The sequence below is a fragment of the Bradyrhizobium sp. 2S1 genome (genome assembly GCF_011516625.5).
Lineage (GTDB): Bacteria > Pseudomonadota > Alphaproteobacteria > Rhizobiales > Xanthobacteraceae > Bradyrhizobium > Bradyrhizobium septentrionale.
The window spans coordinates 9,491,415-9,502,493 of the sequence record NZ_CP147717.1; the positions used below are offsets into that span (position 1 = coordinate 9,491,415).

10 protein-coding genes and 1 pseudogene are annotated in these 11,079 nt (G+C 63.9%); 3 read left to right on the top strand and 8 right to left on the bottom strand.

Annotated features, from left to right (window positions below; translation table 11 throughout):
- Positions 1-17: 17 nt before the first annotated feature.
- From HAP54_RS45320 to HAP54_RS45330, 3 genes are all read right to left on the bottom strand, one after another.
- Positions 18-1,082: an IS630 family transposase gene (locus HAP54_RS45320; RefSeq protein WP_166204319.1), complete on the bottom strand. Its 1,065-nt coding sequence runs from the start codon at positions 1,080-1,082 to the stop codon at positions 18-20.
- Positions 1,083-1,259: 177 nt separating this feature from the next.
- Entirely contained in the window at positions 1,260-1,592 is a 333-nt protein-coding gene (locus HAP54_RS45325; RefSeq protein ID WP_248114353.1) for a hypothetical protein, read from the bottom strand.
- Positions 1,593-1,700: 108 nt separating this feature from the next.
- The gene (locus HAP54_RS45330; RefSeq protein WP_166297875.1) at positions 1,701-2,873 is read right to left on the bottom strand and encodes a fumarylacetoacetate hydrolase family protein; all 1,173 of its coding nucleotides are present in this window, start codon (positions 2,871-2,873) and stop codon (positions 1,701-1,703) included.
- A gap of 142 nt (positions 2,874-3,015) precedes the next feature.
- On the opposite strand from HAP54_RS45330, the gene ppk2 reads away from it, so the two are divergent.
- The 3 genes from ppk2 to HAP54_RS45345 all read left to right on the top strand — a co-directional run bounded on the left by ppk2 (position 3,016) and on the right by HAP54_RS45345 (position 5,585).
- The gene (gene ppk2, locus HAP54_RS45335; RefSeq protein ID WP_414646170.1) at positions 3,016-3,963 is read left to right on the top strand and encodes a polyphosphate kinase 2; all 948 of its coding nucleotides are present in this window, start codon (positions 3,016-3,018) and stop codon (positions 3,961-3,963) included.
- Between the two features lie 147 nt (positions 3,964-4,110).
- Entirely contained in the window at positions 4,111-4,533 is a 423-nt protein-coding gene (locus HAP54_RS45340) for a DUF6294 family protein (protein WP_166297876.1), read from the top strand.
- Between the two features lie 173 nt (positions 4,534-4,706).
- Positions 4,707-5,585: a transporter substrate-binding domain-containing protein gene (locus tag HAP54_RS45345; RefSeq protein ID WP_166297877.1), complete on the top strand. Its 879-nt coding sequence runs from the start codon at positions 4,707-4,709 to the stop codon at positions 5,583-5,585.
- 62 nt (positions 5,586-5,647) lie between these two features.
- Here the strand turns inward: HAP54_RS45345 and HAP54_RS45350 are convergent.
- The 5 genes and pseudogenes from HAP54_RS45350 to HAP54_RS45370 all read right to left on the bottom strand — a co-directional run bounded on the left by HAP54_RS45350 (position 5,648) and on the right by HAP54_RS45370 (position 11,038).
- Positions 5,648-6,810: pseudogene (locus HAP54_RS45350) on the bottom strand (IS4 family transposase).
- A 250-nt stretch (positions 6,811-7,060) separates the two neighbouring features.
- Positions 7,061-7,729 (bottom strand): amino acid ABC transporter permease, encoded by a 669-nt coding sequence (locus HAP54_RS45355; RefSeq protein WP_166297878.1) that lies wholly within the window; start codon positions 7,727-7,729, stop codon positions 7,061-7,063.
- A gap of 111 nt (positions 7,730-7,840) precedes the next feature.
- The gene (locus tag HAP54_RS45360) at positions 7,841-9,100 is read right to left on the bottom strand and encodes an NAD(P)/FAD-dependent oxidoreductase (protein ID WP_166297879.1); all 1,260 of its coding nucleotides are present in this window, start codon (positions 9,098-9,100) and stop codon (positions 7,841-7,843) included.
- A 4-nt stretch (positions 9,101-9,104) separates the two neighbouring features.
- Positions 9,105-9,863, bottom strand: coding sequence for an SDR family NAD(P)-dependent oxidoreductase (locus tag HAP54_RS45365; RefSeq protein ID WP_166297880.1), 759 nt, complete (start codon positions 9,861-9,863; stop codon positions 9,105-9,107).
- Between the two features lie 92 nt (positions 9,864-9,955).
- The gene (locus HAP54_RS45370) at positions 9,956-11,038 is read right to left on the bottom strand and encodes a zinc-binding dehydrogenase (protein WP_166297881.1); all 1,083 of its coding nucleotides are present in this window, start codon (positions 11,036-11,038) and stop codon (positions 9,956-9,958) included.
- Positions 11,039-11,079 lie beyond the last annotated feature (41 nt).

Consider the following 11,079-nt stretch of genomic DNA (forward strand, 5'->3'; position numbering starts at 1 on the left):
CTCGCTAGTACCCAGAATCAGAGCTGAGTGATACGGCGGCCTTTGAAACGGCGTTGACGGACCTTTTTCTTGGTCCAGACGAAGGGCTCGGCTCTGTCGTTGTATGCGTTGACGTAGGCATCGATGTGCTCCTGAAGCTGCGTGAGGCTTGTGAAGGAGGTGCCGCTGAGCGACTGCCCCTGCAAGATCGAAAACCATACCTCGACCTGATTGAGCCAAGACGCACTTGTCGGCGTGAAATGAAATTGCACGTTGGGGTGGGCCTTGAGCCAATGCTCGTTCTTCTTGTGGGTGTTGAGGTTGTCGAGGATGACGTGAAGCTTCCGGTTCGGAAAAGCCGCGGTGACGCTGTTCATGAAGTCGAGAAACTCGACGCGGCGTCGGCGTTTTGAATGCGCCGCGATGATCTTTCCGGTGGCGACTTCGAGCGCCGCAAACAATGTTGTGGTGCCATGCCGCTTGTAATCGTGGCTCTGGCCGGTCAAGGCGCGGCCATTGGGCAACTTCAGATAACCCTGCGCTCGCTCCAAAGCCTGGATCGAGGGCTTCTCGTCCACGCACAGCACAATGGCCTTCGCGGGCGGGGCGACATAGAGGCCGACAACATCGGCGGCTTTGGCCGTAAAGTTCGGGTCGTTGCTCTCACACCAGGACTTACGAGCCGCGAGGTCAATCTTGTGGCTGCGCAGGAACCGCCAGACATATTGGACGTCAACATCGCCCAGCGCCCCGGCCAGCAGGGGCCCGGTCCAGCGTGCGAACCCGTCCGGCGGCGGCTTGTCCAGCAGCTTCAGAATCCGCTTGTCGGTGGCCTTCGTATAGATTGGCTGCTTGCCCGGTCGCGGCTTGTCTTGCAGCCCTTCAAGGCCTTGGTCGGCATAGCGATGCCGCCAAAGGCTGACAATCCGCGGCTGGACCCCAACTTCCTTGGCGATCGACCGAGTGCTGCGTCCATCCGCCGCCAACAGAACTATCCGCGCCCGCTTCAAATCGCGCTGCAACGTCACCGGGGAGCGGCAACACGCCTCAAGCACCTTGCGATCTTTCCTCGAAAGGTGGACTTCTCTTGCTTCGGGTATCATCCCGACCTTGAATCACGACTCACGCTTTAAGAACAGTAGGTACTAGAGCAGCTGCGCTGCGCCATGGTCCTCATCAGCGCACCGGCGCCGAAGGTCCAGGGCTACGACTGAGCAGGCGTCCGACCGTCGGCATGAAGCTGGTCGCCAGATCGGCAGAACGACGGCGCAACAACCCAGCTACGGCGCGATCCACACGCCGGTCACGATGATTGCCAGTGCGACGGCAATCACCAGCATGTCCGTTGCGAGCCAATCGGGCATTCCCTTTGACCATTCGCGCATGTCCGCGACTCCTTCTGTTCGCGTCCCGGCCGATATGCTGACACGGATCATGCGCCGGCGAGCGTGAAGCAGATCACATAAATCGGGAAAAAGTGGCAATCCAAATTTCGCTGCACGCAGCACGCTCAAGTTGCAGCACCCGATCGACCTGCCGCGCAGGTTTCTAAACATGTTCGGGCTGTCTGCGCTTGCACTGCGCGCGTCTCTGGAGACGCAGAAGAAATCCAATCCACCGTGCCGCTCGCGGCGAAGATGGTGGGTTACGCCTTCCGCCTTCGCTCGTTGAGCTACGGCGGACGTGGTCGGCTAACCCACCCCCACGCTCTGGCCGCGCCCTCACAGCACCTTGCGCCGCGCCAAATTCTTCATCAGCGCACCGACGCCGAAGGTCCAGGGCTCGCATTCGTCGCTGCTGCGCATGCGGTTGACGAGCTTGCCGAGCCGGGGAGCTTCGATGGTGACGATGTCGTCGCGCTTGTGGGTGAAGCCCTCACCCTTGGCGTCGCGGTCCTTGACGGGTGCGAACATCGTGCCGAGGAACAGCGCAAACCCGTCGGGATATTGATGCACGGGGCCGATGGTCTGGGCGACCAGATCGGTCGGGTCGCGGCTGATCTTTGAGATCGAGGAATGGCCCTCCAGCACGAAGCCGTCCGCGCCCTTCACGGTCAGGCCGACATCCATCTTCCTGACGTCGTCGAGCGAGAAGGTCTGGTCGAACAGGCGGAGCAGCGGGCCGATCGCGCAAGAGGCGTTGTTGTCCTTGGCCTTCGACAATAGCAGTGCCGAGCGGCCCTCGAAATCGCGCAGATTGACGTCGTTGCCGAGCGCGGCACCGACAATCTTGCCGGCGCCGGAAACAATGAGCACGACCTCCGGCTCCGGATTGTTCCAGGTCGACTTCGGATGCAGCCCGGCATCCATGCCGGTGCCGACCGAGGACAGCGTCGGCGCCTTGGTGAACACTTCTGCGTCCGGGCCGATGCCGACCTCGAGATACTGGCTCCAGGCGTTCTGGTCGATCAGCACCTGCTTCAGCTTCATCGCCTGCTCGGAGCCGGGCTTCAGCTTGGAGAGATCGTCGCCGACCAGCCGCACCACCTCGGTGCGGATCGCTTCCGCCGAGGACGGATTGCCGCGCGCCCGCTCCTCGATCACGCGCTCCAGCATCGAGATCGCGAAAGTGACGCCGGCGGCCTTCAGCACCTGCAGATCGACTGGCGCGAGCAGATGCGGTTTTGTGCCGTCGCGGCGATCCGGCGGCGTGTTGGCGAGGATCGCGTCGAAATCGCCGAGCCGCTCGCCTTTGGTCGCGCGCACCGCCGCAGCTGGATCGCTCTCCTCGCACAGCGCGCTCACCGTCGGGAACCGCGCCGTGACATCGAACACGCCGTCCGCCCGCACCGCGACCACGGCCGGGCCGCCGGCCTGCGGCAACCAGACCCGTCCGACCAGCGTGCCGGCGGTCGCGTCCTCCGGCAGGACGTCTTTTGGCGTGAGCGAAATCATCGGCGTCTCCCATTGTTGTTATCGCTTGTTAGCACAGTCCCGCCGACTGCGTGAAACAGCGGTCATGCCATTGTCATAGAGGGGTAACATCGCCCGTCAATGCTCCCGTCGATCCATCTAACACACTGAAAGACGGACCTGCATGACCGCCCCCCACCTCACCGACGAAGCCTCCCGAGATGAAGCCTTGCGCGACGAAGCCTTGCGCGCCCGCATCCACCAGGAGATGGCCGACAGCCTCGATGAGGAACTCGAGCTCGAGCTCGACGATTCCAGGCTCGACGGGCTCGACCATGACGGGGACGCTGGACATCCGTCGATCGACCGCAAGGTCTATTTCCGCGAATTGCTGCGGCTGCAGGGCGAGCTGGTGAAACTGCAGGACTGGGTGCAGCACGAGAAGAAGAAGGTGGTAGTGCTGTTCGAGGGTCGCGATTCCGCCGGCAAGGGCGGCGTCATCAAGCGCATCACCCAGCGGCTCAACCCGCGCATTTGCCGCGTCGCGGCGCTGCCGGCACCGAACGAGCGCGAACGCACGCAATGGTATTTTCAGCGCTACGTGTCGCATCTGCCGGCCGGCGGCGAAATGGTGCTGTTCGACCGCAGCTGGTACAACCGCGCCGGCGTCGAGAAGGTGATGGGGTTCTGCACCGACGAGCAGTACGAGGAATTCTTCAAGTCGGTGCCGGAATTCGAGCGCATGCTGATCCGCTCCGGCACCATCCTCCTGAAATACTGGTTCTCGATCACCGACGAGGAACAGGCGTTCCGCTTCTCGATGCGGATCCATGACCCGCTGAAGCAGTGGAAGCTGAGCCCGATGGACGTCGAGGCGCGGACCCGCTGGGAGCAGTACACCAAGGCCAAGGAGACGATGCTGGAGCGCCCCCATCTGCAGGACTCGCCGTGGTGGATCGTCGACGCCGTCGACAAGAAGCGCGCCCGGCTCAACTGCATCTCGCATCTGCTCGGCCAGATCCCGTATCAGCAGGTCGCACACCAGCCGGTCGTGCTGCCGCCCCGGGTACGCAACCCCGACTATCACCGCGGCCCGATCCCGCCGGAGATGTACGTGCCGGGACGGTATTGATCTAACCACATGCACGCTCCGCCCCTGCTGCGGGGGAAGATCACTAAATCGCGATTGTAGATTGTGAGGCATCTCACTGGCCTTCTTGCACCCCCCCCTTAAACCAGAGGTTGCCCGCAATTCGCGGGCTAAAAGGAGGCCTAGGCTATGTTGAAGGAACATCGCGAAAGCAAGAGTTCATCGACCGACCAGCCAGAAGCTCATAAGGGTGTTGCGACACATGCTGTCCAAACCCTTGACCTCAGTTGGAGCGCGCCTATCCGTTATGGCGATTGCAAGCTGTCCGGCTTCTTGAACGGCACCCTGAACAACGGCCCAACTCTCAGGCTTCGTTCTGACGGAACAGCGGAATTGTTGGCAAAATTTTTCTCAACTGACGACGGTGATGTTTGGGTTATCGACCGTCTCGTTCTTTTGGATATTCACGGGACGGTCCTTTTTCAGTTTCCACACCTTTCAAGCCCCGAAACCCAGACCGACAACCAAGTGCTCGATTGGGTCGCCGAACTAAGCTTCCCCGCCGTTTTCTTTTCTTCGGTCACAGGGGCGAACATGGCCTATCGTTGCTAAGCCCTAAGGGCGCGGTTCGCGGCCTTATTCGACCTCCCCCACAAGCGGGAGAGGTGAAGTTCAGAACATAGGCAACCGCGCCCTCGCCTCGCCTACTATTGGCGCAGGCCCGCACTATTGCTGCGGCCAAATCCCGACGCTAGGCTTCCCCGATCTGGTGCAGGGAGGCTCGCTTGACTCAATCCGACGACATCACAATTTCCGAAGATCGCCGTGACGCGCTGCGCTATGCGCTCGGGATCGGCAGCGGCGCCGCGCTGGTCGCCGCGATGGCAACCCCGGCCGCGGCGCAGACGCCGGCCGACAACACGCTGGACCGTATCCGCGCCAACAAGGTGCTGCGGATCGCCGTGCTGCCGGGCGAGCTGCCCTATTTCAACAAGGATCTCGCCTCCGGCACCTGGTCCGGCTTCTCGATCGAAATGGCCAACGACCTGGCAAAGCTGCTTGACGTCAAGTTGGAGTATGTCGAATCGACCTATGGCAATTCGATTCTTGATTTGCAGGCCAACAAGATCGATCTCGGCTTCGCGCTCAACCCGACGCCGCAGAGGGCACTGGTGGTCGATTTCACCAATCTGGTGTTCCCGCATCCGTTCGGCGCGATGCTGAAGAAGGGGCTGGAGGCCAAGACCTGGGCCGACATCAACAAGCCGGAGGTGAAGATCGCGGTCGACGTCGGCTCGGCCAACGAGGCGGTGGCGCGTCGGTTTGCGCCGAACGCCACCATCAAATCGCTGAAGTCGCGCGACGAGGTGATGCTGGAAATGTCGTCGGGCCGCGTCGATTGCGTGGTCAACGCGCTGGTGCTCGGACTGACCGCGATCGCCAAGAACCCGAATCTCGGCAGCTACAAGATCCTGGCCTCGCCGTCGGTGACGATCGCGAGCGGCATGGCGGTGCGCCGCGAGGGCGACAAGCGCTGGCGCGATTTCCTCTCGGTGTGGGTCGACTATAACCGCGGCATCGGCCAGATGCGCGAATGGTTCGTCAAGGGCCTCGGGCTTGCCGGCGTCAAGCCGGAGGACGTGCCGGTGGAGTTGAGTATTTGAGGTGAGCGCCTAGACGGCAGTCCTCCCCCTCTCCCGCTTGCGGCAGGGCTGTCCGGGGAAGTTCAACCATAGCAGAGTTCCATCTGGTTGAGGGGCGTTCTGCATTTGCGGCGGCTAGGGTTGATTGGCGGAGGCTTGTCGATGCTGGCGAAGGCTCGCCGGGTGAACAGGAACTGGCTGACGAGTTCGGCGAGCCTGAGCGGCAGCATTTTGATGCAGTTGGTCCGCGCGGCAATGCGCAACAGTAGGTAGGCAATCATCGCAGCAAGCACTTGCAGGCGGATTGCATTGTCGTTGGTGCCGAGGAACTTGCGGATGTCGAGGTGCTGCTTGATCCAGCGGAACAGCAGTTCGATCTGCCACCGGCTCTTGTAGAGGGCGGCGATCTCGACGGCCGTTCGGGTCGTATCGTTGGTGAGAAGCGTGATCACGCCGCCGTTCTCCCGCCTGACCTTGATGCGCCGCAGCGGTATCGGCAAACGCGAGTCGCCCTTACTGGTGAGCTTCACCTCGTCGTCGACGATGATCCTGAAGCCGTCCCCCTTGCTGTTGCGGATGGTGCGATGCCTGACCGCGCGTAGCCGGATGCTCGTCTTCGGCCGGGTCACGAAGAAAGCCTTGCTATCATTGATCTTCTGCCACCAGTCGAAACGGCAATATCCCTTGTCGAACACGTAGGTTGTGCCGGCCTGGATCGGAGTCTGGCGACCGATCTCGATATCGTTGACGTTGGCAGCCGTCACCTCGACGCACTTCGGGATATCGCCCTTGGGATCGTAGACCACGTGCAGCTTCATGCCGCGGATGCGGCCGTTCCACACCGCCCAGGTGCAAACTTTGCCAAGCGGGATCGGACTGGCGTCGATCAGGCGCACCATCTCCTTGCCTTCGCCCCGCAACTGCCGGCTTGCCATCGCCGACAATCGTGCAAAGGTTTGCGCAAAAATGCTGGACGGCGGCGGGTATTGGCATCCGACAGCGTCGAGCGGGACAACCTGCCGGTGCCCAGATGATAGTGATGCTGAGGATTGGCGTTGAAGCCGGTCACCACGGCGCGCAGGCTGTTGTTCCCGCTCAACTGCGCATAGATCAGCGCTACCAGGTGATCCCAGCTCTTGAACGACTTGTCGTAGGCATCCCCGTCCAGACGATCCACAGCCGTCTGAAACTGCCGCCGATTGATCGGTTCAAGCAGCCTACTAAAAATGCTATCGCGAAATCGCATGCTCGGCCTTCTGTGTCTCGACAACCAGAAAAGACCGATTTGCCTCGGTTTTGCCGAGCATGCACCGCGACACAGTGAATCATTCCCCGGACAGCCCTGCGCTTGCGGGGGAGGGGCGGGGTGGGGTGGGGGTATCGCCGCAAGCGACGCTCGTTCCTTGGAGAGAGCCCCCACCCGCTGCGCTTCGCGCAGCGACCTCCCCCGCAAGCGGGAGAGGTAAACCGCCGATGCCGCATCAGCTACGAGCTACTCACACCTTGTCATAGGTCAGCCCGCGCTCCAGCCGCCGCGCCACCAGCGTCGATGGGAACAGGATCGCAAAATAGATCAGCGCCACGATGGTGTAGACCTCGAGCGGCCGGTAGGTGTCGGCGTTGATCAAGGTCGCGTTGTAGACGAGATCGGGCACCGCGATGATCGAGACCAGCGAGGTGTTCTTCAGTTGCGTCACCGACTGGTTGACGTAGGGCGCCATCATCGGCTTCAGCGCCTGCGGCAGGATCACGAGCCGCATCAGCCGCCAGCCGCGGAAGCCGAGCGCCTTCGCCGCGTCCCACTGTCCGACCGGCACGCTCTCGATCGAGCCGCGCACGATCTCGGCATAGAATGCGCCGCCATAGAGCGAGAGCACGCTGACGGCCGCGACATGCGCCGGGATGTTGACGCCGATCACGACCGGAAACGCGTAGTAGAACCAGATGATCTGCACCAGCAGCGGCGTGCAGCGAAACAATTCGATATAGGCGATCAGCAGCCAGTCGATCACGGGAATCCGCCGCAGCCGCAGCATGCCGACGATCAGGCCGATCAAGGTGCCTAAGATGATGGTGCCGATCGTGTAGGCCATGGTCCAGCCGAGCCCGAGCCAGAACAGGTGGCTGTACTTGCCAAGGATCGCGAAATCCCAAACGTAGTTCATCCCTGCCCCTCGGTTGACTCTAGTTTTGACGCGTTTTCTTCACGCGAACCGGTGCCCACTTCGCTCGAAAACGCTTTGGACGCCTCAGCATCGCAGGCGGCCTCACGCGAGTCACGCGATATACCGGTCCGGCGAGAACGCCTTCACGTCGAATGGCGGCGCATCGCCCGCGATCATCGCCGCAACCGCGGCGCCTGTTCCCGGGCCGGTGGTGAAGCCGATATGCTGGTTGCCGAAGGCGAGCCAGAGGCCGCGATGCCGCGGCGCCGGGCCAATCATCGGCAGGCTGTCGGGCAATGTCGGCCGCGCGCCGCGCCAGCGCTCGCCGATGGCATCGCCGAATTCGGCCACGCTGCGCGCCATCGGCACCACCGCCTCGAGCTGCGCATAATTCGACGGCGCGTCGCGCGCGGTGAGCTCGACGCCGCTGGTCACGCGAATGCCCTGCTCCATCGGCGTCATCAGAAAACCGCCCTCCGCATCATGGATCGGCCGCAGCAATTTGCGTGCCTGGTTCGGCACGAAATGCTGGTGATAACCGCGCTCAAACGCCAGCGGCACCCGATAGCCGAGCGGCCGCAGCAATTCGGCCGACCACGGGCCGAGCGCGACCACGACATGGCGCGTGGCGATCTCGCCGTCGGCAAGCTGCACGCGCCAGCCGTCGCCTTGCTGCTCGATCCGCCGGATTTCGGATTGCCTGACTGTGCCGCCGTGACCGGCGAGCATCTGCGCATAGGCCTTCACCACCGCGCCGGGGGAATCCACCGATGCCGTCTGGGTGTGCAGCAGGCCGGTGCTGTAGGCAGGGATGATGCCAGACTCGAGCGCGGAGATCGCCTGGCGATCCAGCACCTCGCTTTTGATGCCGAATTCGGCGAGCGCCGCCTGCTCGGCCCTGGCGGCCGCGAGCCCGTCGCTGCGCCAGGCCTTGAGCCAGCCGGTCTCGCGGATGCGATGCCCGGCGCCGGCCCGCACGATCCAGTCGCGATGCAGTTGCAGCGAGGTGCCGATCAGGCCGTGCAGCGCGGCGGCGCGCGGTTTGGTCTGCGACGGCACGGCTGCGGCGAGGAAGCGGATCACCCAGCCGGCATTGGCGAGCGCCCACGGCAGATTCCAGCGCAGCGCCGGATGCGTGTTGGTGAGATATTTCGGCAGGTTCTTCAGCAGCGATGGCGTGTTGAGAGGCAGAATCGAGCCCGACGAGATGATGCCGGCGTTGCCGTAGGAGGTTTCACTACCCGGCTCGCGGCGGTCGACGATGATGACGGAGAGCCCGCGCTGCCGCGCGGCGAGGCCTGCCGAGACGCCGACCATGCCGGCGCCGAGCGCGACGACGTCAGCTTGTTGCGCAGCAACGCCCTCGCTCATGCCGTCACATCAAGGTCAGGCCGCCATCGACCGGCAGCGTGGCGCCGGTGACGTGGCCCGCTTCCGGCGACAGCAGGAATGCGACGACGGCGGCAACCTCGTCGGGCTCGGCGAGGCGCTGCATCGGATTGGCTTTCGCCACGCGCTCCCAGGTCGCGGTGTCAAGCGCGCCGAACAGGCCGGGGTCCTTGCGGGTGTAGCCGGGCATCACGGCGTTGGCGGTGGCGCCGGATGCGGCGAGCTCGATGGCCAGCGATTTCACCAGTACCTCGAGCGCGGCCTTCGCCGCGGCCGATCCCGGATAGGTGGCGCCGGGCACGAAACGATGCGGCCCGAAGCTCGAGACCGCGACGACGCGGCCCGTTGCGCTGCGCGCGAGGTCGGCCAGCGCGGCCGCCGCGATCTCGTGGAACGCGGCCGCCATCACCGCAAACGCGCGCTCCAGCGCCTCGCGCGGCAGGCTGGCGAAGTCGCGCCGGTCGGCAAAGCCGGCAGCGTGCACGATCGCATCAATCGGCCCGAACGCCGTGCGCGCTGCCGCGACCAGTGCCGCGCCCGCGCGGGCCCTGGCGAGATCGCCGGTGAGAAGCTCGACCTTGGCGCCCTTGCTGCGGCATTCCTCCGCAACCGAATTCAGCCGCGCCAGCCCGGCGGCCTCGGCGCCCTGTCCGTGCAGCATCAGGCACTGATCGGGGCCGGCGAGCCGGCGTGCAATCGCGGCGCCGATGCCGGAGCCGCCTCCCGTGATGATTGAAACGCGCATGAGGTGCTGGGCTGTCAGTATTCCAGGGACAACGAACTATAGGTTCGGTGTCATGAAATGCAAACCGTGCGCCACCATGCGCTCACCGCTAACTACCGCCACGGCTCGACCAGGATCTTGGTGTGCGCCTCGGGATTGGCGAGGTCGGCAAAGGCCTGCGCGACGCCGTCGATGCCGACGCGGCCGGTGACCAGCGAGGCGGCATCAACCTGGCCTTCCGCGATCAGGCGCAGCGAATAAGCAAACTCCTCCGGCGTATAGCCGAGCACGTATTGGACGTTGAGCTCCTTGATGATGCCGAGCATCGGCTCGGACTTGTCGGTCTCCATGCAGACGCCGACCACGACGATGCGGGCGCTGCGCGGCGCGCCCTCGAACACCTGCTGCAACACGCCGGGCACGCCGACGCATTCGAAGATCAGCGCGGGTTTCAGCGGCGGCAGCAGCGCCTGCATCGGCGGCCGCGCCGCCTTCTCCGCTTCCGTCATCTGGGCGTGCTCGGCCCAGCTCGCATAGGGCTGCGTCCTGGCAGGATCGACCACGACATCGGCGCCCATCTTCTCGGCGAGCAGGCGCCGCGCCGGCGAGTAATCGGCGGCAATGATCGGGCCGATCCCCTTGATCTTCAGCGCCGCGATCACCGCAAGGCCGACCGGCCCGCAGCCGATCACCAGCGGCACCTCGCCGCCTCTGATGTTGGCCATCGCCACCGCATGGACGCCGACCGCAAGCGGCTCGGTCAGCGCGGCGTGCTCGGCGGCAAGCCCGTTCGGCACTTCGAGCAGCAGCGGCTCGCTGAGCAGCATCTGCTCGGCATAGGCGCCGACATAATCGTTGGAATAGCCGATGCCCTTGGGGCCCTCCGGCGTCAGCACCGCCGGCAGCGAGCACACGCGTGTGCCGGTCTTCAGCTTGCGCGTGGTGTCAGGGCCGTAATCGAGGATCTCGCAGCAGAACTCGTGGCCGAACACGACGTCGCGTGACAAATCCATTGGCGTACGTCCCGGAAGGAACTTGCTCAGCTCCACCATGCGGTGGGCGTGCTTGCGCGCGTGCAGATCGGAACCGCAGATGCCGCAGGCGAGCGATTTGACCAGCACTTGCCCGGCGCCCGGTTTCGGTTCCGGCATGGTGCCTACGACAATCTCGCCGTTCCTGAAGATCGCTGCGCGCATCGTACCTCCCGCGTGGGTTTGGCCCACTCATCGTTGCGTTT